The sequence below is a fragment of the Rhodococcus sp. NPDC057529 genome, assembly GCF_042802055.1.
In the GTDB taxonomy this organism is placed as follows: domain Bacteria; phylum Actinomycetota; class Actinomycetes; order Mycobacteriales; family Mycobacteriaceae; genus Rhodococcus_F.
The window spans coordinates 1-22,437 of sequence record NZ_JBHVEY010000024.1 but is presented as its reverse complement, the minus strand read 5'-3'; the positions used below and the strand labels follow the sequence as shown (position 1 = coordinate 22,437).

Below are 22,437 nucleotides of genomic sequence, written 5' to 3'. Positions count from 1 at the left end.
CCAGCCCTTGACACCTTCTGTGATTCACCTCATAGTAGACAACTGAAGCGCGTTAGTGAAGCGCTTCAGTCCAGGACAGGACGCCTCTTGGCTGCATCGAGCCGAGCGCGTCCCGGGCGATATCGACACACGTGAACCGATCTTCCGTGTCGTGATGCGTGAGCATTCCCAGAAAGGCCACACCTGATGTTGACCACCAAGGCTGCCAGTGCACGCGGAAGCGGCGGCGCTGCGCGCAACGAGCGCAGTCACAAACGCTTCCTGACCAAGCTCACCGTCATCTCCACGCTCGGAGGCCTGCTGTTCGGCTACGACACCGGCGTGATCTCCGGTGCGCTGCTGTACATGAAGGACGAGTTGAACCTCAGTGCGGTCGGCGAAGCCACCGTCGTGAGTTCACTGCTCTTCCCCGGCGCCGCCGTCGGCGCGCTGCTGGGCGGCCGGTTGTCCGACGCCCTCGGCCGCAAGCGCACGCTGCTCGTCTGCGCGGGCCTGTTCCTCGTCGGCGCCCTCGGGTGTGCGATGGCCCCCAACGTGGAGATCATGGTGCTGGCCAGGATCGTCCTCGGTCTCGGTGTGGGCGCCGCTGCCGTCACCTGCCCGCTGTACCTGGCCGAGATGGCCCCGGTGGAGCGGCGCGGCCGGATGGTCACCATCAACGAACTGATGATCGTCACCGGTCAGATGCTCGCCTTCTCGATCAACGCCCTGCTCGATCACCTGATCGAGGATCCGACGGTGTGGCGGTACATGCTGGCCATCGCGTCGGTGCCGGCGGTTCTCCTGCTGCTCGGCATGCTGGTGCTCCCGGATTCACCGCGCTGGTACGCGTCGAAGGGCCGCCTCGCCGAGACCCGCAGGACCCTCGAAATGAGCCGCAGCGAGTCCGAGGCCGCCGACGAGTACGCCAGCATCAGCTTCCACGCCGCCCGCGACCGGAAGTCGAAGACCAGCGGCGCCGTGCACTACCTGCGTGACTACCCCTGGATGCGCCGGATCCTCTGGATCGGCTGCGGTCTTGCCATCGTGCAGCAGGCGACGGGCATCAACACGGTCAACTATTACGCGCCGACGATCCTCGAGCAGAGCGGTCTGGGTGTCAGCGCGTCCCTGGTGGCCACCATCGCGGTCGGTGTCACCTCCGTGGTCATGACGATCCTCGGAATCGTTTTGCTGGGCTTCGTGAATCGCCGCAAGATGCTGCTCACCGGTTTCATCGGTGTGGCGTCTTCGCAGGCCGCGCTGTCGCTGGTGTTCCTGCTGCCGTCGTCCACCGGCCGCAGCTACATCATCCTCGCCGCGATGATGGTGTTCGTCGCGTTCGTCCAGTGCTTCATCGGCACCTGCGTGTGGTTGCTGCTGTCGGAGATCTTCCCGATGGCCATCCGCGGGTTCGCGATGGGCATCGCGGTATTCGTGCTCTGGACGACCAACGCGTTCATCTCGTTCGTCTTCCCGATCCTCAACTCGGTTCTCGGATCCACCGGAACGTTCGGCCTGTTCGTCCTCGTGAACCTGATATCGGTGTACTTCGTGTACCGCTTCGTCCCGGAAACCAAGGGCCGCAGCCTCGAAGAGTTGGAGGACCGGCTCGGCGCGGGCACCCCCGCCACATCGGCTGCGGGAAACGCCGCCGCCGTCGCGACTCACTGATCGACGGTTCTCACGCACCGGTACCACCCCCTGCAGGTGGTACCGGTGTGTGGGTGGCTGGTCGTGAGTATCGTCGGGCGCCCACTCCCACGCTGCCGCGCTCGTGCGCGCCCGACGAGTCCGGGGACTCCTCAAGCACGCACGGGCGCGGAGCGCCTCGCGAGGGTGGCGGCCCCGATGCGCTGTGCCGATTCGCCGAGTTGTGTTTCGCGGATGCGGGCGAGGGGCCGGTGTCCGGAACCGGTTGCGAGAGAGGCGTAGACGTCCCGCGCGTGGTCGAGGAACAGCGGAGCCGAACCGCTGACACCGCCGGCGATGACGACGAGGTCGGGGTCGTAGACGTCACCGACCATGGCGAGTCCGACTCCCAGCCACCGTGCGAACTCCTCCATCGTGCGGATGGCGAGCGGGTCGCCGTCCCGCGCGGCGCTCGCGATCCGGCGGCCGGTGAGTGATCCCGGATCGCTCGCCACCTCGCGTGCGAGGATCGTCGAACTCGTGGGGTCGGCGGCGAGAAGTTCGATGGCCGTGTCCACGAGTGCTGTTCCGCTGCAATACCGTTCCCAGCAGCCCCGCTTGCCGCAGGCGCAGGGTCTGCCGCCCGGAACCACCTGCAGGTGGCCGAGTTCGGGAGCGACACCGTGGCTCCCGCGGTACAGCGCCCCGTCGATGAGCAGGGCCGCACCGATGCCGGTGCCGATCGCGACCATCACCACATTGCGACCGCCGGCGGCGGCCCCGAACCGGTGCTCCGCCCACGCCGCCGCGTTCGCGTCGTGCTCGAGGACCACCGGGAGTCCGAGCCGCTCGCTGAGGTCGTTGGCGACCGGCACGTTCTTCCACGGCAGGTGCGGCGCGAACCGCACGGTGGTGAGGTCGGGGGTGATGAAACCGGCCACGGCGAGACCGACGGCGGACACCGGGTGCCGCCCCGCGAGTTCGCGGACGGCACGGTCGAGCGCGTCCTCGAGGGCCTTCGCCGATTGTGGTGTGGGCGCCTGGACGGAGTCGAGCACCTCGCCGGTGTCGTCGACCACGCAGGCACGGATACTGGTACCACCGACGTCGATGCCGACGGTGAGAGCGGAGACAGGCACGGAGGCGACGGTACTCACCGTGCCGAGGCCGTCGCCGCCTCGGGTGCCGCCCGGGAGTCCTCCCAGGCATCGAGCCGGCTGATCGCCGTCCGGGCGACCACCTGTTGTTCCGTGACGGCGAGGTGTCCCCGGGTCCGGCCCAGGAACGACCACGTCCAGGACAGGGCGGTCGCCAGCCGGCTTTTGAACCCGACGATGTAGACCAGGTGGATCAGGAGCCACAGCAGCCAGGCGAGCAGCCCGGTCAGTTGGAGGCGGCCGACCTTCGCGACCGCGTGGAAGCGGGAGATCATCGCCATGCTGCCCTTGTCCGTGTACCGGAAGGGGGCGCGTGCGGGCGTGTCGCGACCTTTCCGGTGGGCCCGCACCTCGGCGGCGATCAGCTGGGCGGCGTAGCGGCCGCCCTGGATCGCGACCTGCGCGACGCCGGGCAGACCGTCCCGGTTCATCATGTCCCCGACGACGAAGACGTTGCTGTGGCCGGGCAGGGTGAGGTCGGGTTCGACGAGGACCCGGCCCGCGCGGTCGGTGCCGGCGCCGGTCTGTTCGGCGAGTTGCCGGCCCAACGGGCTGGCGGCGACGCCTGCAGACCAGATCTTGCAGGCCGCGTCGATCCGCCGCTCGGCTCCGTCCTGGTCGCGGACGGTGAGTCCGTCGTCGTCGACGTCGGTCACCATCGCGCCCAACTGGATCTCGACCCCGAGATTCTCCAACGTGTCCGCGGCCGCCCGGCGCAGCTTGTCGTCGAACGGCGGGAGCACCGTCGGCGCCGCGTCGAGCAGGATGATGCGCGCGTCACGGGGATCGATGGTGCGGTACGCGCCGGCCAGCGTGCGGTGCGCGAGCTGGGCGATCTCACCGGCCATTTCGACTCCGGTGGGCCCGGCGCCGACCACGACGAACGTCAGCAGGCGCGCCCGCTCGGCGGGATCGGTGCTCACCTCGGCGCTTTCGAAGGCGCCCAGAATGCGGCCCCGCAGCTCGAGGGCGTCGTCGATCGTCTTCATTCCGGGTGCGTGCTCGGCGAAATGGTCGTTGCCGAAATAGGATTGGCGGGCGCCCGCCGAGACGACGAGGCTGTCGTACTCGGTGACGGTGGTGCGGCCCCGGTGGGTGGACGTGACGGTCCGGTCGGCGACGTCGATCTTCTCCACTCCGCCGATGAGGACGGACGCGTTCTGCTGGTCCTCGAGGACGAGCCGGGTGGCGGGCGCGATCTCGCCTTCCGACAGGATTCCCGTCGCCACCTGGTACAGCAGCGGCTGGAACAGGTGATGCGTCGTGCGATCGATCAGAGTGACATCGACGTCCGTCCGTTTCAAGGCCTTGGTGGCGAAGAGGCCGCCGAATCCCGATCCGATGACCACGACCCGATGACGGCGGGCGAGAGAGGTGTCGCTCATGAAGTTCCTTTCGATCGAACGGACGCCGCGCCGGACCGCGGACGGTCCGGCGCGGAGAACCAGTACTTACGCGTTCTGGGGGAATCCGAGGTTGAGGCCGCCGTGGCTGGGGTCGAGCCAGCGGGTGGTGACGACCTTGCCGCGGGTGAAGAAGTGGACGCCTTCGGCGCCGTGGGCGTGGGTGTCGCCGAACAGGGAGTTCTTCCAGCCGCCGAAGGAGTAGTAGGCCATGGGGACGGGGATGGGGACGTTGATGCCGACCATGCCGACCTCGACCTCGTTCTGGAATCGGCGGGCGGCGCCGCCGTCGTTGGTGAAGATGGCGGTGCCGTTGCCGAATTGGCTGGCGTTCACCAGGTCGAGGGCGTCGTCGTAGCTCTCAACGCGAATCACGGACAGGACGGGTCCGAAGATTTCGTCGGTGTAGACGGACATGTCGGTGGTGACGTGGTCGATCAGGGTCGGGCCGAGCCAGAACCCGTCGGCGCCGCCGTCGGCCTCCACCTGCCGGCCGTCGACGACGATGGTGGCCCCGTCCTTCTCGCCGGCGTCGATGTAGGAGGCGACCTTGTCGCGGTGCACCTTGGTCACCAGCGGTCCCATGTCGGAATCTTTGGTGCCGTCGCCGATCTTCAACGTGTTGGTGCGCGTCTTGATTTTCGCGACCAACTCGTCGGCGATGTCGCCGACGGCGACGAGGGCGGAGATGGCCATGCAGCGTTCGCCGGCGGATCCGAAGCCGGCGTTGACCATGGCGTCGGCGGCGAGGTCGAGGTCGGCGTCGGGCAGGACGATGGCGTGGTTCTTGGCGCCCCCGAGGGCTTGGACGCGTTTGCCGTGGGCGGTGCCGGTGGCGTAGACGTATTGGGCGATGGGGGTGGAGCCGACGAAGGAGATGGCCTTGACGGCGGGGTTGGTGAGGAGTTCGTCGACGGACGTCTTGTCGCCTTGGAGGACGTTGAAGACGCCGGCGGGGAGTCCGGCTTCGGCCCAGAGTTCGGCCATCCAGATGGCGGCGGTGGGGTCCTTCTCGGACGGCTTCAACACGACGGTGTTGCCGGTGGCGATGGCGATGGGGAAGAACCACATCGGGACCATGGCGGGGAAGTTGAAGGGGGAGATGATGCCGACGGGGCCGACGGGTTGGCGGATGGAGTGCACGTCGACGTTGGTGGAGGCGTTTTCGGTCATGCCGCCCTTGAGCAGGTGGGCGATGCCGCAGGCGAATTCGACGACTTCCTGGCCGCGGCTCACTTCGCCTAGGGCGTCGGAGACGACTTTGCCGTGTTCGGCGGTGATGATCTCGGCGAGTTCACCCTTGCGTTCGTTGAGCAGTTCCCGGAACTTGAAGATGATCTGGGTGCGCTTGGCCAGCGAAGTGTCGCGCCAGGCGGGGAAGGCGGCGGCGGCCGAGTCGATGACGGCGCGGGCGTCTTCGACGCTGGCGAGGGCGACCTGTCCGGTGACGGCGCCGGTGGCCGGATTGGTGACGGGGGCGGTGTTGCCGCTCGTGCCGGCGAAGCTCTTGCCGTCGGACCAGTGCGCGATCTCGCGAATGATGTTGGTGCTCATGTGTTGTCCTTTCACCGCGTGCGCGCGATGTAATCCTTCATGGTCTTCAGTTGGTAGCGGGAGACGTCGTGGGCGTTCTCGTCCTCGGCGAAGACGCTCGACACCATCACCGTGTCGGGTTTGTCGTAGAAGCCGAGTTCGGACAGCCCGCCGAAGAATTCGTCCCAGTCGAGGTCGCCGTCACCGATCTTGAGGTGCTGGTGCACCCGCACCGCGTTGCCGGGCGGATTGGTGATGTACCGCAGTCCGTGCGAGCGGTGGTGATCCATCGTGTCCGCGACGTGGACGAGCCGGAGCATGTCGCCCGCCGTGCGCATGATCTCGAGCATTCCTGCGCCCATGTGATAGCTGTGGCACGCGACGTACACGAGGCCGAAGTTCTTGGAATTGATGCCACGGATCATCCGGATGGCGTCCAGGCCGTTCTCCACGAAATCGTCCGGGTGCGGGTCGATGCGAACGTCGATGCCTTCCCGCTCGATGATGGGGACGAGTTCCTCCATCGACCGGTAGAAGGCGCGCTCCGACTCCTCGGCCTTCTCCGGCCGGCCGCTGAACTCGGTGTTCATCACGTTCACACCGAGGTCGACGGTGATCTGGATGGCGCGCTTCCAGTACCGCACCGCCGCCTCGCGGGCGTCCTCGTCGGGACCGGACCACCGCAGGACCGGCAACACCGAGGCGATGCCGACGCCGGCGTCGCTGCAGGCCTTGCGGAACTGACGGACCAGTTCGTCGTCGGCCTTCGGGTGGTTGAAGAACGGGATCATGTCGCGGTGCGGCGTGAGCTGCAGGTGTTCGAAGCCGAGTTCCGCGACGACGGCCGGCAACTCGAGCAGCGAGTAGTCGTGGTGGAACGGTGTGGGGTCGAGTGCGATCTTCATGGTGTTCAGGCTCCCGGTCCGATGGGTCGCTCCGCAGGCTCCGCTCCCGGAATGGAGGAACGGTCGACCATGTCGACGGTGACGCGCTCGCCGGTCTCGAGTGACTGCACACCCGCTGCGCACACGGCGGCTGCGGCGTATCCGTCCCACGCGCCGGGGCCGTCGACGTAGTTGCCGGTCTCCGCACCCGTGCGGGCTGCGTTCACCCAGCGCTGGATCTCGACGTCGTACGCCTGGCCGAAGCGCTCCTTGAACGACGGGGTGATCTCGCCGCCCCACGCGCCTGCTCCGGAGCGGCCGTTGCCCGCGCCGGTGCCGTACTTGCGGACGAGTCCGACGTCGAGTCCGATGAACGCCGAACCCTTCTCCGCGACTATCTCGGTGCGCACCTCGTAGGCGACGCCGGTGGTCACGAAGACCTCGACGTCGATGTGGCGTCCGGATTCGGTGGTGAAGAACGCGATCTGAGGATCCTGCAGTCCCTCGGGTGCACCGGGGTTCGCGGCGGGGCGGAGGATCTGCACGGACGTGATCTCCTCGTCGAACAGGAATCGGGTGACGTCCACCTCGTGGACCAGCGAGTCCTTGACGATCATCGAGCTGTCGAAGCCCGGCGGCACCACCGGGTTGCGGTGCACGCAGTGGGCGAGGAGCACCTGTCCGAAGACGTCGTCGTCGATGAGCGTCTTCAACTGCTCGTACTCGTGGTCGAAACGTCGCATGAAACCGACCTGGATCAGTTTCTTGCCCAGCTCGGCTTCGCGCTTCACGATTTCGAGGGACGTGGCGACGTCGGTGGTCAGCGGCTTCTCACACATCACCGGCTTGCCGTGCTCGAGGCAGGCGAGGAGCTGCTTCTCGTGGGTCGGGCCGGGGGTGGCCAGGACGACGGCGTCGACATCGGGGTCGGCGATCGCGTCGAGCGGGTCGCTGATCACCCGGCATCCGGGGATCCCGGCCGCGATCTGCTCGGCCTTTTCGACGAAGTAGTCGTTGACGACGGCGACGGTGGCGCCCTTGATGCGATCGGTGATGCGTGCGACGTGGTCGGCGCCCATCATTCCGACACCCAGGACGGCGATGCGCAGGTCGTTGCTTCCGGACATGGCTGACTAGCTCCTGACGTGAGCGGTTAGACGAACTTGACGGACGGGATCCCGCAGGACCCCAGGTACTTGCGGGTGCGCTGGGCGATCGGCAGCGGCACGTCCACGGCGCAGGGGTAGAGATCCTGCTCGACGATCGCGAACACGTCGATGTCGAGCTTCTCGATCGCGGCGAGCAGCGGCGGCAGGTCGGGGATGCCGAGGGGAGGTTCGATCATCGCGCCGAGCTTGACGGCCTCGCCGAACGGCAGATCCTCGGCCTCGACCTTGGCGCGGACCTCGGGATCGACCTGCTTGAGGTGCAGGTACCCGATCCGTTCCGGCGCCCGCTCGATGATCGCGAGGTTGTCGCCGCCGCAGTAGCTGATGTGGCCGGTGTCCAGGCACAGGTTCACGTAGTCGCCGTCGGTGCCGTCGAGGAAGCGGTACACGTTCTCCTCGGTGTCGACGTGGCTGTCGGCGTGCGGGTGGTACTGCGCCTTCACGCCGTACTGCTCGAACATCTTCTTGCCCAGCTCGTTCATGCCGCCGGTCTTCTTCTTCCACTGCTCCGCGGTGAGGTTGCGGTCCTCGAGCACCTCGCCGGTGCCCGGGTCGCGCCACATCTCCGGGATCACGACCACGTGCTTGCCGCCGACGGCGGCGGTCAGCTTCGCGACGTCCTCGATCTGGGTCCACACGGCATCCCAGGAGTCGTCCTGGTGCAGGTGCTCGAAGACGGTGCCTGCCGACAGCTTCAGATTGTGGGCGGCGAGTTCGTCGCGGAGTTGCTGCGGGTCGGTCGGCAGGTAGCCGTACGGCCCCAGCTCGATCCACTCGTAACCGGACGCGGACACCTCGTCGAGGAACCGGCCGTACGGGGTCTGCTGCGGGTCCTCGGGAAACCAGACGCCCCAGGAGTCGGGGGCGGATCCGACGCGGATGACGCTCATCGGGAAATCCTTTCGAAAGTTCTGCTGGGGTAAGGGTCAGTTGCCGGACGGGCGGAGGAACGGACGCTGGATCTTCTTCCACTGCGCGTACGTCTCGTACGCGTTCTGCGTGGACTCGAGGGTGCTGGCCTGACTGACCGGGACGTCCCACCAGGATTCGCTGTCCGGGGCGGCGATCCGCGGGTCCGTCTCGACGTGGATGACCGTGGTCCTGTCGCTCGCCTTCGCCACCTTGACGGCGTCGGCGAACTCGGCGGCCGTGTTCGCGCGGATCACGTCGGCGCCGAGGCTCGCCGCATTGGCCGCCAGATCGACGGGCAGGATGTCACCGTCGAGCCGGCCGGAGTCGCCCCGGTAGCGGTAGTCGGTGCCGAACCGCTGGGAGCCGAGCGATTCCGACAGCGACCCGATGGAGGCGAAGCCGTGATTCTGCACGAGGATCACGATGACCTTCACGTTCTCCTGCACGGCGGTGACGAGTTCGGTGGCCATCATCAGGTAGGAGCCGTCGCCGACCATGATGAACACGTCGCGGTCGGGGCACGCCATCTTGGCGCCGATACCACCGGCGACCTCGTAGCCCATGCAGGAGAAGCCGTACTCGACGTGGTAACCCTTCGAGTCCCGGGTGCGCCACAGCTTGTGCAGGTCGCCGGGCATCGAACCGGCGGCGCACACCACCACGTCGCGCGGATCCGACAGCGTGTTGGCGAGGCCGATGACCTGGTTCTGGTTCAGGCCGAGAGAGTCGTCGTCGATCTTGTAGACCGCGTCGACGGTGGACTCCCAGTGCGCCGCGAGTTCTGCCGTGCGCGAACGGTACTCGTCGGAAACCCGGTAGCCGTCCAGTGCCTCGGCGAGGGCCTCGAGTGTCTCGCGGGCATCCGCGACGACGCTGACGCCGCCCTGCTTCACCGAGTCGATCGACGCCACGTTGATGTTGACGAACCGCACGTCGGGGTTGTTGAACGCGGTGCGCGACGCCGTGGTGAAGTCGCTGTACCGGGTTCCGATGCCGATGATCACGTCGGCCTCGGTGGCGAGGGCGTTGGCCGCCGTCGTGCCGGTCGAGCCGATCGCCCCGACCGACTGCGGGTGGTCGTACGGCAGTGAGCCCTTGCCGGCCTGACTCTGGCCGACGGGAATGCCGGTCGACTCGACGAACGAGGCGAGCGTCTCGGTGGCGCCGGAGTAGATGAGGCCACCGCCCGCGACGATCAGCGGCTTCTTCGCCGACCGGATGACGTCCGCGGCCCGTGCGATCGCCGACTTCTCGGGGAGCGGCCGGGCGACGTGCCACGTGCGCTCGGCGAACATCGACTCGGGCCAGTCGAACGCCTCCGCCTGCACGTCCTGCGGGATGGCGACGGTTGCTGCGCCCGTCTCGACGGGGTCGGTCAGCACGCGCATCGCGCCGAGCAGCGCCGAAGGCAACTGCTCGGGCCGCCACACGCGGTCGAAGTAGCGCGACAGCGGCTTGAACGCGTCGTTGACGGTGACGTCCCCACTCGACGGCAGTTCGAGTTCCTGCAGCACCGGTGCGCTCGCGCGGGTGGCGAACGTGTCGGCGGGCAGCAGGAGGACGGGCAGCCGGTTGATGGTGGCGAGCGCCGCACCGGTCAGCATGTTGGTCGAACCGGGCCCGACGCTGGCCGACACGGCCCACGTCTGCAGGCGATCCTTCTGGCGGGCGTATGCGACCGCGCTGTGCACCATCGCCTGCTCGTTACGGCCGAGGACGTACGGCAGCTCCGGTTCGGTGCCGGCCTCGACAGCGTCGATCTCGGCCTGCAGCAGCGCCTGACCGAGACCGGCGACGTTGCCGTGGCCGAAGATGCCGAAGCAGCCGGCGAAGAACTTGATGCGTTCGCCGTCCCGCTCGACGTACTGATTGGCGAGGAATCGGATGGTCGCCTGAGCCACCGTGAGGTGGACGGTGCCCTCGGCGTTGGGGTTCTTGCTCGCCGACATCGGCGCGGTGGACACCACGGTCATGCTCCTTCGGACGGTGCGTGGAGGGGGAGGCGGGGATCGACGGTCTGGTGTTCCCAGCTGCCGCGCAGCCAGGTGTGTGCCGGGTCGTCGCAGATGTTCCAGGAACGTTCTTCACCCGGCCCGGCCATCACGTTCAGGTAGTACATGTGATGTCCGGGGGCGGCGATCGACGGTCCGTGGTAGCCGTGCGGGACGAGGACCACGTCGCCGGATCGCACTTCCTCGAGCACCTCGATGGGCCGCTCGGGAGTGCCGTACACACGATGGTAGCCGAATCCGGTGCCGCCGAAATCCACTGCGGTGTCGCCTGCTTCGGCGATCTCGAAGTAGTAGATCTCCTCGAGCTGGGATTCGACGTCGCTGTTCTCGTCATGCTTGTGGCTCGGGTACGACGACCAGTTGCCACCGGGAGTGATGACCTCGCACGCGATGATCGAGTCGGCCTCGAACCGGTCGGCGGTGCCGAAGTTGTGCACCTGCCGGCTGCAGTTGCCCGCGCCGCGCAGTTCGACGGACACGTCCGCGGCCGGAACGTACCGGAACGGGAACTTCTGCCGGGCGCGGGCGCCGCACAGTGCGAAACGACCACCGGTCGCGCTCGCCACCGCGTAGGCGGAGTCCCGTCCCACATAGGCGAAGTCGCTCGGCCCGTCGAACACGGACCGGCGCCCGGTGAGCGCGAACTCGGTGCCCTCACTCGACACCGACGCCGACCCGGCCAGCGGCACGACGATGATCTCGTCGTCGCCGGTGGTGAGTTCGGCCGACCCGCCGGGTGCCAGGGTGAGCACCCGGAGGCTCGATTCCGTCCAGCCCGCCGACTCGGGGGTCACCTCCAGGTCGAACGGCCCGGTGGCCGCGGAACCGACCGGAACGTAGTACTTGCTGTTCATCGTGGGCCTCTCCGGCGTGCGTCAGTGAACGAGGGATACGGCGGTGTCGACCGCGGCGGCGACGTCCTCGTCCCGCGGGTACAGCAGGGTGCGTCCGACGATCAGGCCGCGGACCGACGGCAGTGCGAGGGCCTTCGCCCAGCTCGCGAACGTCTCCTCGGGGGCCGTCTGCGGGTCTCCGCCGAGCAGCAGCGTGGGAAGCGTCGTCGCGTCCATGACGCGTTCCATCTCGTCGACCACCGGAAGCTTCATCCAGGTGTAGGCGGACGTGGAGCCCAGGCCCTGGCTGATGTGGATGGACTTGATCACGGCGTCGGCGCTGAGGTCGTTCTTGACCTTGCCGTCGACACGCCGCGACAGGAACGGTTCCACCATCGCCATCAGCCCGGCCGCGGCCAGCGAATCGACGGCCTCCGCGCAGGCGGTGAGGGTGGAGAGGGTGCCCGGATCGTCGAGATCGATGCGGCACAGCATCTTTCCGCCGTTCATGCCGGCCTTCGCGGTGCCTGCCGCGCTGTAGCCGGTCATCCGGTCGTCGAGTTCGAAGCTGGCGCCTGCCAGGCCGCCGCGGTTCATCGACGAGATGACCACCTTGTCGTCGAGTGCGCCGAGCAGCACCAGATCGTCGAGGATGTCGGCGGTGGCGAGCACGCCGTCCACGCCGGGATTGCGCAGCGCGGTGCGGAGGCGGTCGAGCAGGTCGGTGCGACTGTTCATCGCGGTCGGGCGGTCGCCGACCGCCAGCGCGCCGCGGGCGGGGTGGTCGGCGGCGACGATCATGAGCCGGCCGTTGCCGCGCACCGTCGGCCGGGCGATGCGGGTCGCCCAGGCACGGTCGATGGCGGCCGGATCACTGGCGCGTACCTCGGTGACGTCGGCGTAGGACGCGCAGACTGCGCGGTGAGCGAGAGTTTCAGACATTGACAGCCTCCGAAGCGGTGGATTCGGCGAGCTCACGGACCTCGTCGGCCGTCGGCATCGCGGTGGAGCATTCGAGCCGGGAAGCGACGATCGCCCCCGCGGCGTTGGCGTAGCGCAGGATCTTCTCGAGCGGCCACCCGGCGAGCAGGCCGTGGCACAGCGACCCGCCGAAGCTGTCGCCGGCGCCCAGGCCGTTGACGACGTCGACCTCGTTGGGCGGCACGGTGATGGACTGCGTACGGGTCTTGCCGAGCACTCCCTTGGGGCCCTGCTTGACGATGGCCAGTTCGACGCCGAGGTCGAGCAGCGCATCGGCGGCCTTGTGCGCGTTGGTCTCGCCGACCGCGATCTCGCACTCCTCGCGGTTGCCGACCGCGACGGTGACGTGCTGGAGAGCACGCTGCACCTGCGCGGTGGCCTCGGCGGGGGAGGACCAGAACATCGGGCGGTAGTCGAGATCGAGGACGGTGTGGCTGCGGCGTCCGCGAGCCTCCCAAGCGGCGAAATGCGCACTGCGGCTGGGCTCTTCGGACAGTCCGGTGACGGTCGACCAGTACAGCTTCGCGTCACGGACCGCGTCGAGGTCGAGGTCTGCGGGCTTCACCTGCAGGTCCGGGGCGACCGGCTTGCGGTAGAAGTACAGCGGGAAGTCGTCCGGCGGGAAGATCTCGCAGAACGTGACGGGGGTCGGGTGGTCGGTGTCGATGCCGACGTACCGGTTGTCGACACCGAGATCGGTGAGTGCGGTGCGGACGTAGCGTCCGAACGGATCGTTGCCGACGCCCGAGATGAGCGCGCTGCGGCAGCCGAGGCGGGCGGCGGCGACGGCGACGTTGGCGGCGCTTCCGCCGAGGAACTTGCCGAACGTCTCGACGTGCTCGAGTCCGACGCCGGTCTGCAATGGGTAGATGTCCACACCGCAGCGCCCGATGGCGAGGACGTCCAATCCGTTCCGGTTGGGTTGCGTCTGGTTGGTGGTCAAGGCTGACTCCCGAATAGGTCGTTGTGGGTGGTCTGCGCAGGGCGCCGAGGTCTGGTTGAAACTGTGCTCCCCATCACCGGCTCCTGTCAAGACTTTGTCCTGACATTATTACTTGAAGTCAATCTGGTGTTAGTGTTCGCATACACTGCCGGAAAGATCGGCGGCGGCGGACGTCGCCACGCGCACGAGGATCGGAGTTGTCCGTGGGTGCACCACTCGCAGTCGAGCTCGACAGATCGAGCCCGGTTCCGCTGTATTTCCAGCTCGCGCAGACGATCGAGAACGCGATCATCGGCGGGGAACTCGCGCCCGGCGACCGCTTCGAGAACGAACTGGCGCTCGCCAAACGACTGAACCTGTCGCGCCCGACCACTCGCCGCGCCATCCAGGAACTCGTCGACAAGGGACTGCTCGTTCGCAAACGCGGCGTCGGCACGCAGGTCGTGCAAAGCGCCGTGCACCGGCCGGTCGAGCTCACCAGCCTCTTCGACGACCTCGCCCGCGCGGGGCAGAGCCCGACCACCAAACTCCTCGACTACCAGGTCGCCGTGCCTGCCGAGGACGTGGCCGCCGAACTCAACCTGCAACCCGGCAGCGAGGTCGCGTCCATCCGGCGCCTCCGCAGCACCAACGGCGAACCGCTCGCACTGATGACCAACCACATCCCCGTGGATCTCGCGCCGGACCCCGAGGAACTCGAGGCGCACGGTCTCTACCACGCGCTCCGCGCCCGCGGCGTGCACATTCGCCTCGCCCGGCAACGCATCGGCGCGAAAGCGGCGAGCAAGGCGGAGGCGTCACTCCTCGACGAGAAGACCGGGGCGCCGCTGCTCACGATGAACCGGACCGCGTTCGACGACTCGGGAAGCGCCGTCGAGTTCGGCAGCCACTGCTACCGGGCGTCCCGGTACTACTTCGACACCACCGTTGTCGATCGTTAGGACGGGGCGCGCGACGTCGTTCCCCCGGGGAATGGCCCTGCTGGTGGCGGGCGCCCTCTTCATGGAGATCCTCGACGCCACCATCATCGCCCCCGCGGTCCCGCTGATCGCCGACTCGTTCGCCGTCGACCCCGTCGACGTCAACATCGCGATCTCCGCCTACCTCGTCACGGTCGCAGTCCTCATCCCCGCGAGCGGGTGGGTCGCCGACCGGTTCGGGACCCGCCGGGTATTCGTGGCCGCCATCGCCGTGTTCACCCTGGCGTCCATCGGGTGCGCCGCGAGCGTGTCCCTACCGATGCTCGTCGCGATGCGGGTGCTGCAGGGAGTCGGCGGCGCCATGATGGTGCCGGTCGGACGGCTCGCGGTGCTGCGGTCGAGCACGAAGAGCGATCTCGTCCGCGCGATAGCCCTGCTCACCTGGCCCGCGCTCGCCGCGCCCGTCATCGCGCCCCTGCTCGGCGGCGCGATCGCCACGGTGGGCTCGTGGCGGTGGATCTTCGTCATCAACATCCCCATCGGCGTCCTCGGAATCCTGCTGTCGCTCAAGCTGGTTCACGGGGCCGGCTCGCGGTCGGCGAGGAAGCTGGACTGGCGGGGCCTGCTCGGGGTCGGAACGGGGATCGCGGCGGCGCTGATCGCCCTGGAAAGCATCCGTGTGACCGGCACGGACTGGCGGCGGGTCGCGGTCGGAGGAGTGGTCGCGGTCCTCCTGCTGTTCGCGTCCGCGGTCCATCTCGTCCGGACTCCGCACCCACTCGTCGACGTCCGCGTGCTGCGCGTCCGGACGCTGCGGACCACCGTCACCGGAGGTTCGCTCTACCGCCTGATCGTGACGGCCGTGCCCTTCCTGCTGCCACTGCAGTTCCAGCTCGGCTTCGGCTGGACGCCGTTTCTCGCGGGTCTGCTCGTGGCCGCGCTGTTCGCAGGCAACATCGCGATCAAACCCTGCACGACGCCGCTGATGCGGCGCTTCGGCATCAGGCCAATCCTGCTGGTCAACGCGCTGCTGTCGGTGGGCTGCTTCGGGATGCTCGCCGCACTGAGTTCGGCGACCCCGATGCCCGTCATCGCCGCGGTCCTGTTCGTGAGCGGAGCCCTGCGTTCGGTCGGATTCACCGCGTACAACAGTCTCGCGTTCTCCGACGTCGACCGCGCCGACCTCACGCACGCGAACACTCTCAACGCCGCGGTGCAGGAACTGGCAGCCGGCCTCGGGATCGCGCTCGCGGCTCTCGCGCTCACCGCGTTCACGCCGTTGGCGACGTCGTCCGAGCACGGGTTCGGATCCGAATATTCCTGGACCTTCGTCCTTTTGGGCGTGCTGATGCTCGGCACGGTCGTCGACACGCTGCGCCTGCCGCGCGACGCCGGGGCATCGGTCACGCGCTGAGCGCGCCCACATCTCTCGGCATTTCCGCTCGATCTCCGGGCCGACAGCGGTGACCCGTGCGCCCGGCCATTTGATATGTGGTCCTAATGTCCAGACAAACTATTGACTTTCGGGTGTGACGCGTATTACATCTAAGGCACACGGCCAAGACGTCAACGAGCCGTTCGTCCCCCCGAGAGGAAAAACAGATGAACTTCCCCAATCGGCGTCGCGTGGCAGTGCTGGCCTGCGCGAGTGCCCTGGTGATGAGCCTCGCGGCGTGCTCGAGCACCGGCGGCAAGCCGGACAGCAGCGGCTCCGGGATCGGCGCGGGCAGCGCCGACACCCCGCGCATCACGATCGCGATGGTCACCCACGCGGCGCCGGGCGACACGTTCTGGGACCTGATCCGCACCGGTGCGCAGGACGCCGCCGACAAGGACAACGTCGAACTGAAGTACTCCTCCGATCCTCAGGCCCCCAACCAGGCCAACCTCGTGCAGACGGCGATCGACTCCAAGGTCGACGGTCTCGCACTCACCCTCGCCACCCCCGAAGCGATGGCGCCCGCCGTCAAGAGTGCGCAGGACGCCGGTATCCCGATTTCCGCGTTCAACGCCGGATACGGCGCGTGGAAGGACATGGGCGTCACCCAGTACTTCGGGCAGGACGAGACCATCGCCGGCCAGGCCGCGGGCAACCGGCTGAACGACGACGGCGCCAAGCACGTCATCTGCGTCATCCAGCAGCAGGGCCAGATTCAGCTCGAATCCCGTTGCGCCGGCGCCAAGCAGACGTTCCGCGGCACGTTCGAGACGCTCAACGTCAACGGCGAGGACATGCCGTCGGTGAACTCCACGATCGCCGCCAAACTCCAGCAGGACCCGTCCATCGACGGCGTGCTCGCGCTCGGTGCCCCGATCGCCCTCACCGCAGTCCAGTCCGTCGGTAACGCGGGCAGCCCGGCCAAGGTCTTCACGTTCGACACCAACGCGGCCCTCGTCGACGCCATCTCCGACGGCAGCGTGCAGTGGGCGATCGACCAGCAGCCGTACCTGCAGGGCTACCTGGCCATCGACTCGCTGTGGCTCTACCTGAACAACGGCAACGTCATCGGCGGCGGCGGGCCCACCCTGACCGGGCCGTCGTTCATCGACAAGACCAACATCGACAAGGTCGCCGAGTACGCCAAGGCCGGCACCCGCTGACCGGCGGTCGATTCACATGACAGGACACACGATCCGGACCCCGGTGGGTCCATCTCTCGCACACACCGTCACCGACACCATCGACCCGGTCGCAGGACCGGCCGGCACCGCACAACGCTGAGATCCACCGGCGCGGAGAGGAAATCATGTCCACACAGCAAGATCTGGACCTTGCCAGTCACAAGGTCGTCCACGACGAGAGGGTGAAGGAGCAAAAACGCCTGCAACGGCTGCTGGTCCGCCCCGAGATCGGTTCCCTGTTCGGTGCGATCGCCATCTTCGTCTTCTTCATGGTCGTCGCACCCCCGTTCCGCAGCCCCGAGGCCCTGGCCACCGTCCTCTACGCATCCTCCACCATCGGGATCATGGCCTGCGCGGTCGCACTGCTGATGATCGGCGGCGAATTCGACCTCTCCGCCGGCGTCGCCGTCACCACCAGCTCCCTGGCCGCGTCGATGATCGCCTACAACCTGCACCTGAACCTGTGGGCCGGCGCCGCCCTCGCCCTGATCGTCTCGCTCGCGGTCGGGTTCTTCAACGGCTACCTGGTGATGAAAACGAAAATCCCCAGCTTCCTGATCACCCTGAGCTCGTTCCTGATGCTCACCGGCATCAACCTGGCGGTCACCAAACTGATCACCGGGCAGGTCGCCACCCCCTCCGTCTCGGACATGCAGGGTTTCGACTCGGCGAAGAAGGTGTTCGCGTCCTCGTTCACCGTCGCCGGGGTATCGGTGCGGATCACCGTGATCTGGTGGCTGCTGTTCACCGCGATCGCCACCTGGGTGCTGTTCAAGACCCGGATCGGGAACTGGATCTTCGCCGTCGGCGGCAACCAGGACTCCGCCCGCGCCATCGGCGTCCCGGTCACCAGGGTCAAGATCGGGTTGTTCATGACCGTCGGGTTCGCCGCCTGGTTCGTCGGCATGCACCTGCTGTTCTCGTTCAACACCGTCCAATCCGGCCAAGGCATCGGCAACGAGTTCCTCTACATCATCGCCGCGGTGATCGGCGGCTGCCTGCTCACCGGCGGCTACGGCACCGCGATCGGCGCCGCGATCGGCGCGTTCATCTTCGGCATGACCAACCAGGGCATCGTCTACGCCGGCTGGAACCCGGACTGGTTCAAGTTCTTCCTCGGCGCGATGCTGCTGTTCGCGGTCATCGCCAACAACGCCTTCCGCAACTACGCCGCCAAGAGGTGACCAGTATGAGTACCATCGAACAGATGCCCGTCGATACCGAACCCGGTGGGGGCGACAAGATCCCGCTGATCGAGCTGAAACACGTCGGCAAGCAGTACGGCAACATCATTGCCCTGCAGGACATCAACCTGCGCGTCAAAGCCGGGGAGGTCACCGGTGTGCTCGGCGACAACGGCGCCGGCAAGTCCACCCTGATCAAGATCATGGCCGGGCTGCACCAGCAGAGCGAGGGCGAGCTGCTCGTCGACGGCGAGGCCACCGTGTTCGACTCCCCGAAGGAGGCCCTGTCCAAGGGCATCGCCACCGTCTACCAGGATTTGGCGGTGGTGTCGCTGATGCCGGTGTGGCGCAACTTCTTCCTCGGCCAGGAACTGCGCAAGGGCCCGCTGAAGTCCCTCGACGCGAACGGTATGCGCGCCACCACGATGTCGGAGTTGTCGAAGATGGGCATCGAGCTGCCCGACGTCGACGCCCCCATCGGCTCGCTGTCCGGCGGTCAGCGCCAGTGCGTGGCGATCGCCCGGGCGATCTTCTTCGGCGCCCGCGTCCTGATCCTCGACGAGCCCACCGCCGCCCTCGGTGTCAAACAGTCCGGGATGGTGCTGCGCTACATCTCCGCCGCCAAGGAACAGGGCTTCGGGGTGGTGTTCATCACCCACAACCCGCACCACGCGTACATGGTCGGCGACCACTTCGTGCTCCTCAATCGCGGCCGGCAGAAACTGGACTGCACCTTCGACGAGATCAGCCTCGAAGAACTCACCCAGCAAATGGCCGGCGGCGACGAACTCGAAGCACTCACCCACGAACTCCGGCGCTAGGAACCGACACGACGATGCGCCCGGCACACGTGCCGGGCGCATCGTTCGTTTCCGAGTGGATCAGACCTTCGCGTTCGCTTTCGTCTTCGTGAGGGCGACGTCCTCCTTGTCGAGGTCGAGCAGCGGGGTGCGGGAATTCTCTTTGGCGGTGGAGGCGGACGCCGCGGCGATGAGCGCGCAGACGGCGGTGAAGATCGCCACCGGCACCCAGTTCTTGGGGTCGCCGCCGCGGAGCGCCTGGGCGATGGTCGGTGCGAATCCGGCGAGAGCGAAACCGAGCTGAGTGCCGATCGCCATGCCGGAGTAGCGAACCCGCGAGGAGAACATCTCGGCGTAGAACGCGGGCCAGATGGCGTTGGTCCCGGCGTAGACGCCACCCATCAGCAGGATGCCCGCCAGGAAGATCATCGCGACGTTGCCGGTGCCGATCGCGGCGAAGTACACGAAGATTCCGGCGGCCGAACCGATCGCGCCGCCGACGAAGACCGGCTTGCGGCCGATCCGGTCGGACAGGATGCCGAACAGCGGCTGCGAGACGAGGGCCACCGCGTTGGCGGCGATCGCGACCCACAGCATGGTGGTGCGGCTCATGCCGATCTCCGGCGTGGTGGCATAGGCGAGGCCGAACACGGAGAACACGGTGCTGACGACGGCGATGAAGGCGCAGAAGACGACGCGCAGAACGTCGCGCCAGTGCGTGCGGAAGAGGTCGACGACGGGCAGCGGGGCGGGCGCCTCGTCCAGGGCCTCCTTGTTGGCGATGAAGATCTCGGGCTCTTCGAGCTTGCGACGCACGATGTAGGCGACGACGAGGACGAGCAGGCTGCACCAGAACGGGACGCGCCAGCCCCAGCTGTAGAGGGTCTCGTCGGGGAGTGCGGCGACGGGGATGAACGCGAGGCTCGCGACGATGAAGCCGGCCTGAGTGCCGGTGAGCGTCCAGCTGCAGAAGAAGCCGCGACGGTGAGCGGGGGAGTGCTCGAGGGTGAGGGAACCCGCACCCGACTGCTCGCCCGCCGCGGAGATGCCCTGGCAGATGCGCAGCAGCACCAGCAGCACCGGGCCGACCATCCCGGCGGTCTCGGAGGACGGCAGGCAGCCGATCAGGAACGTGACGACGCCCATCAGCACCAGACAGAACATCATCACCTTCTTGCGCCCGGCCCGGTCGCCGAAGTGCCCGACGAACACGGCGCCGACGGGACGCGCGATGTAGGAGATGCCGAACGTCGCCAGCGACAGCAGCAGCGGGTTCTTCGAGCCCTCGAAGAACACGTGCGGGAACACCAGCGCGGCAGCCGAGGCGAAGATGTAGAAGTCGTAGTACTCGAGCAGGCTGCCGAAGAAGGCTGCCTTCGCGGCCTTCTTCGCGTTGGTGGGATCAGCGTTGGGGTCGACGGAGGAGCGGCCTGTGCCGTCACCGTTCCGACCGGAGGCGCCGGTGCCGTAGTCGATGGTCATCGATACTCCTGGGGAGCGAGGAATGTGAACACTGGCGGCTCGAATGAGCAGGTGTTCGGAGGTCGTACAAGCAAGGTAACCCAGGTCACAGGCTCGAGTCAATAATGGTCGAAATGGTTAGTTCAAACCTTTCCCGGCTGCTGCAGGTAGGCCAGGACGACGTCGCCGATCATCGCGCGCAGGTGGGGACGGTTCTCCGCGCCGGTGAGATCCCAGTCGAACAGGGCCTTGAACGTGTACCGATTCGCCACCCGGAAGACGCAATACGAGCTGATGAGCATGTGGATGTCGAGCGCCGTCGTGTCGGTGCGGAAGATGCCCGCGTCCTGCCCTCGCTGGAGGATCCGATCGAGCGTGCGGATCGCCGGCGCCTGCGTCTCGGGGAGGCCCTCGGCCTGGACGAGGTTGACGCCGCGATTGGTGTTCTCGATCGCGACGAGGCGGATGAAATCGGGGTGTGCCTCGTGATGGTCGAACGTCAGCTCGGCGAGCGCCCGGATGGCCTCGGCCGGCTCGAGGTGGTCGACGTCGAGTTGGGACTCCTCGTAGCGAATCTCCTCGTAGGCGCGCTGCAGGACGGCCCGGTACAGGCCGTCCTTGTCGCCGAAGTAGTAGTAGAGCATCCGTTTCGTGGTGGCGGTCTTCGCCGCGATCTCGTCGATGCGGGCCCCGGTCAGGCCCTTGTCGGCGAACTCCGTCATCGCCACCCGCAGGATGTTCTCCCGCGTCTTCTCGGGATTGCGCGTGCGCTTGGCCGCCTGCTTCCCGGGGGTGGCGCCCGTGGTCTCGCTTCGTGTCATTCCTGGAACTCCTGCCTGTGCTGTCTTCCGCGCGGTATGGAGGTATGCTACCGTGACATAACTCACTAGATAGTTAATTAGTTCTCGCCCTCTCCCGGAAGTGATCGCCATGACCTCTCGTGACCTCGATGCCCCCACCGCCCGCCCGTCCTACCTGTGCGGTCTGATCGGCACCGGGATCTCGAAATCGCTGACCCCGCCGCTGCACGAGGCAGAGGGTCGCGCGCAGGGTCTCGGGTACGTCTACCGGATCCTCGACCTCGACACGCTGGGCATGGGCGTCGAGGGATTGCCGCGGCTCCTCGACGCCGCCAAGCTCCTCGGATTCAACGGGCTCAACATCACGCACCCCTGCAAGCAGGCGATCATTCCGCTGCTGGACGACCTGTCCGACGACGCCCGCAAACTCGGTGCGGTCAACACGGTCCACATCGACGGCGGGCGCCTGATCGGCCACAACACCGATTGGTCCGGATTCGCGCGCAACATGGACGAGGGCCTCGAGGGTGCGCCCATGAACCGCGTCGTGCAACTCGGGGCGGGCGGGGCCGGGGCGGCGGTCGCGTACGCCGCCCTCACCCGGGGCGTCGGGCATTTCACGATCATCGACGCCGACGCCACGCGCTCGACGGCTCTGCGCGACTCGCTCGCCGAACTGTTCCCGGACCGGGAAATCGCTGCCGGTGACCTCTCTGCCGTGCCCGCCGCGGTCGGTGCGGCCCAGGGTCTCATCCATGCGACGCCGATCGGCATGGCGGCCCACCCCGGCATCGCACTCGACGCCGCACTGCTGCGCCCCGACCTGTGGGTCGCGGATGTCGTCTACCGTCCGGCCGAGACCGAACTCCTCCGCCGCGCCCGCGAGATCGGCGCCCGGACGCTGAGCGGAATCGGCATGACGATCGGTCAGGCCGTCGACTCCTTCCGGATCTTCACCGGCCTCGAACCGGACGCCCAGCGGATGCGTGAGCACATGGGTCTGATGCTGGAAGCGGAGGACGCCGCCGCGCTCGCGGGCGCGTAAGAGCCCTCGCGCCCCGCTCTCTCTGCAAGCCGCACCCCATTTCTGCGTCCGCACCACTTTTAAGGCGCGAAACGGAAGTTGTCAACCTGTCTGAGACACGTTGGTGTTGATTCCCGTCGGTCCGGGAAGGGCTGGTGCTACCGGTCTGGCCCGGAACCGTTCGGGAT

Annotated in this window: 19 protein-coding genes; 7 read left to right on the top strand and 12 right to left on the bottom strand. The window is 67.4% G+C overall.

Translation table 11 applies throughout. The features are described from left to right. Positions 1–186 precede the first annotated feature (186 nt). Positions 187–1,653, top strand: coding sequence for a sugar porter family MFS transporter (locus ACFU5V_RS34420; RefSeq protein WP_378438564.1), 1,467 nt, complete (start codon positions 187–189; stop codon positions 1,651–1,653). A gap of 131 nt (positions 1,654–1,784) precedes the next feature. On the opposite strand, the gene ACFU5V_RS34415 is transcribed toward ACFU5V_RS34420, so the two are convergent. The 10 genes from ACFU5V_RS34415 to iolC form a co-directional block, all read right to left on the bottom strand. Next, positions 1,785–2,768, bottom strand: a complete 984-nt coding sequence (locus ACFU5V_RS34415; RefSeq protein ID WP_378704769.1) for an ROK family protein — start codon at positions 2,766–2,768, stop codon at positions 1,785–1,787. Next, positions 2,765–4,153, bottom strand: a complete 1,389-nt coding sequence (locus ACFU5V_RS34410; RefSeq protein WP_378438568.1) for an NAD(P)/FAD-dependent oxidoreductase — start codon at positions 4,151–4,153, stop codon at positions 2,765–2,767. The genes ACFU5V_RS34415 and ACFU5V_RS34410 overlap by 4 nt, the downstream gene beginning before the upstream one ends. Positions 4,154–4,219: 66 nt before the next feature. Next, a complete protein-coding gene (locus tag ACFU5V_RS34405; RefSeq protein WP_378704767.1) occupies positions 4,220–5,725 on the bottom strand; it encodes a CoA-acylating methylmalonate-semialdehyde dehydrogenase in 1,506 nt (501 codons plus the stop codon). Positions 5,726–5,736: 11 nt separating this feature from the next. Then, complete coding sequence (locus tag ACFU5V_RS34400) at positions 5,737–6,609, bottom strand: sugar phosphate isomerase/epimerase family protein (protein WP_378704764.1); 873 nt, start codon at positions 6,607–6,609, stop codon at positions 5,737–5,739. A 5-nt stretch (positions 6,610–6,614) separates the two neighbouring features. Beyond that, a complete protein-coding gene (locus ACFU5V_RS34395; protein WP_378704761.1) occupies positions 6,615–7,715 on the bottom strand; it encodes a Gfo/Idh/MocA family protein in 1,101 nt (366 codons plus the stop codon). 26 nt (positions 7,716–7,741) lie between these two features. After that, on the bottom strand, positions 7,742–8,647 hold the full coding sequence (locus ACFU5V_RS34390) for a sugar phosphate isomerase/epimerase family protein (RefSeq protein WP_378704759.1): 906 nt from the start codon (positions 8,645–8,647) through the stop codon (positions 7,742–7,744). A gap of 36 nt (positions 8,648–8,683) precedes the next feature. After that, positions 8,684–10,636 (bottom strand): 3D-(3,5/4)-trihydroxycyclohexane-1,2-dione acylhydrolase (decyclizing), encoded by a 1,953-nt coding sequence (iolD, locus tag ACFU5V_RS34385; protein WP_378704908.1) that lies wholly within the window; start codon positions 10,634–10,636, stop codon positions 8,684–8,686. A gap of 2 nt (positions 10,637–10,638) precedes the next feature. Further along, positions 10,639–11,535 (bottom strand): 5-deoxy-glucuronate isomerase, encoded by an 897-nt coding sequence (gene iolB, locus ACFU5V_RS34380; protein WP_124391179.1) that lies wholly within the window; start codon positions 11,533–11,535, stop codon positions 10,639–10,641. A 21-nt stretch (positions 11,536–11,556) separates the two neighbouring features. Then, positions 11,557–12,456 carry an aldolase gene (locus ACFU5V_RS34375; protein ID WP_378439549.1) on the bottom strand — a complete coding sequence of 300 codons (900 nt, stop codon included), beginning with the start codon at positions 12,454–12,456 and terminating at the stop codon, positions 11,557–11,559. Then, entirely contained in the window at positions 12,449–13,438 is a 990-nt protein-coding gene (gene iolC / locus ACFU5V_RS34370; protein WP_378439547.1) for a 5-dehydro-2-deoxygluconokinase, read from the bottom strand. The genes ACFU5V_RS34375 and iolC overlap by 8 nt, the downstream gene beginning before the upstream one ends. Positions 13,439–13,641: 203 nt before the next feature. Here iolC and ACFU5V_RS34365 point away from each other — a divergent pair, with 203 nt between their 5' ends. From ACFU5V_RS34365 to ACFU5V_RS34345, 5 genes are all read left to right on the top strand, one after another. Further along, positions 13,642–14,379, top strand: a complete 738-nt coding sequence (locus tag ACFU5V_RS34365; protein ID WP_206010677.1) for a GntR family transcriptional regulator — start codon at positions 13,642–13,644, stop codon at positions 14,377–14,379. A 31-nt stretch (positions 14,380–14,410) separates the two neighbouring features. Beyond that, positions 14,411–15,772, top strand: a complete 1,362-nt coding sequence (locus ACFU5V_RS34360; protein WP_378704753.1) for an MFS transporter — start codon at positions 14,411–14,413, stop codon at positions 15,770–15,772. A gap of 188 nt (positions 15,773–15,960) precedes the next feature. After that, a complete protein-coding gene (locus ACFU5V_RS34355) occupies positions 15,961–16,959 on the top strand; it encodes a substrate-binding domain-containing protein (protein ID WP_378439544.1) in 999 nt (332 codons plus the stop codon). Between the two features lie 146 nt (positions 16,960–17,105). Beyond that, positions 17,106–18,164: an ABC transporter permease gene (locus tag ACFU5V_RS34350; protein WP_378439542.1), complete on the top strand. Its 1,059-nt coding sequence runs from the start codon at positions 17,106–17,108 to the stop codon at positions 18,162–18,164. Positions 18,165–18,169: 5 nt separating this feature from the next. Then, the gene (locus ACFU5V_RS34345) at positions 18,170–18,985 is read left to right on the top strand and encodes an ATP-binding cassette domain-containing protein (RefSeq protein WP_378704748.1); all 816 of its coding nucleotides are present in this window, start codon (positions 18,170–18,172) and stop codon (positions 18,983–18,985) included. Positions 18,986–19,045: 60 nt separating this feature from the next. Here ACFU5V_RS34345 and ACFU5V_RS34340 read toward each other — a convergent pair whose 3' ends face one another. Together ACFU5V_RS34340 and ACFU5V_RS34335 are read right to left on the bottom strand one after the other, a co-directional pair. After that, positions 19,046–20,446 carry an MFS transporter gene (locus ACFU5V_RS34340; protein WP_378704746.1) on the bottom strand — a complete coding sequence of 467 codons (1,401 nt, stop codon included), beginning with the start codon at positions 20,444–20,446 and terminating at the stop codon, positions 19,046–19,048. Between the two features lie 122 nt (positions 20,447–20,568). Beyond that, the gene (locus ACFU5V_RS34335) at positions 20,569–21,246 is read right to left on the bottom strand and encodes a TetR family transcriptional regulator (RefSeq protein ID WP_378442177.1); all 678 of its coding nucleotides are present in this window, start codon (positions 21,244–21,246) and stop codon (positions 20,569–20,571) included. 109 nt (positions 21,247–21,355) lie between these two features. Here ACFU5V_RS34335 and ACFU5V_RS34330 point away from each other — a divergent pair, with 109 nt between their 5' ends. Beyond that, positions 21,356–22,270 (top strand): shikimate dehydrogenase, encoded by a 915-nt coding sequence (locus ACFU5V_RS34330; protein WP_378704743.1) that lies wholly within the window; start codon positions 21,356–21,358, stop codon positions 22,268–22,270. The last annotated feature ends 167 nt before the right edge of the window (positions 22,271–22,437 follow it).

Coding starts and splice junctions, on each gene's coding strand:
- ACFU5V_RS34395 (WP_378704761.1), bottom strand. CDS start 7,715: ATGTCCGGAAGCAACGACCTGCGCATCGCCGTCCTGGGTGTCGGAATG.
- ACFU5V_RS34420 (WP_378438564.1), top strand. CDS start 187: ATGTTGACCACCAAGGCTGCCAGTGCACGCGGAAGCGGCGGCGCTGCG.
- ACFU5V_RS34335 (WP_378442177.1), bottom strand. CDS start 21,246: ATGACACGAAGCGAGACCACGGGCGCCACCCCCGGGAAGCAGGCGGCC.
- ACFU5V_RS34330 (WP_378704743.1), top strand. CDS start 21,356: ATGACCTCTCGTGACCTCGATGCCCCCACCGCCCGCCCGTCCTACCTG.
- ACFU5V_RS34340 (WP_378704746.1), bottom strand. CDS start 20,446: ATGACCATCGACTACGGCACCGGCGCCTCCGGTCGGAACGGTGACGGC.
- ACFU5V_RS34410 (WP_378438568.1), bottom strand. CDS start 4,153: ATGAGCGACACCTCTCTCGCCCGCCGTCATCGGGTCGTGGTCATCGGA.
- ACFU5V_RS34355 (WP_378439544.1), top strand. CDS start 15,961: ATGAACTTCCCCAATCGGCGTCGCGTGGCAGTGCTGGCCTGCGCGAGT.
- iolB (WP_124391179.1), bottom strand. CDS start 11,535: ATGAACAGCAAGTACTACGTTCCGGTCGGTTCCGCGGCCACCGGGCCG.
- ACFU5V_RS34350 (WP_378439542.1), top strand. CDS start 17,106: ATGTCCACACAGCAAGATCTGGACCTTGCCAGTCACAAGGTCGTCCAC.
- ACFU5V_RS34375 (WP_378439549.1), bottom strand. CDS start 12,456: ATGTCTGAAACTCTCGCTCACCGCGCAGTCTGCGCGTCCTACGCCGAC.
- ACFU5V_RS34345 (WP_378704748.1), top strand. CDS start 18,170: ATGAGTACCATCGAACAGATGCCCGTCGATACCGAACCCGGTGGGGGC.
- ACFU5V_RS34405 (WP_378704767.1), bottom strand. CDS start 5,725: ATGAGCACCAACATCATTCGCGAGATCGCGCACTGGTCCGACGGCAAG.
- ACFU5V_RS34360 (WP_378704753.1), top strand. CDS start 14,411: ATGGCCCTGCTGGTGGCGGGCGCCCTCTTCATGGAGATCCTCGACGCC.
- ACFU5V_RS34390 (WP_378704759.1), bottom strand. CDS start 8,647: ATGAGCGTCATCCGCGTCGGATCCGCCCCCGACTCCTGGGGCGTCTGG.
- ACFU5V_RS34400 (WP_378704764.1), bottom strand. CDS start 6,609: ATGAAGATCGCACTCGACCCCACACCGTTCCACCACGACTACTCGCTG.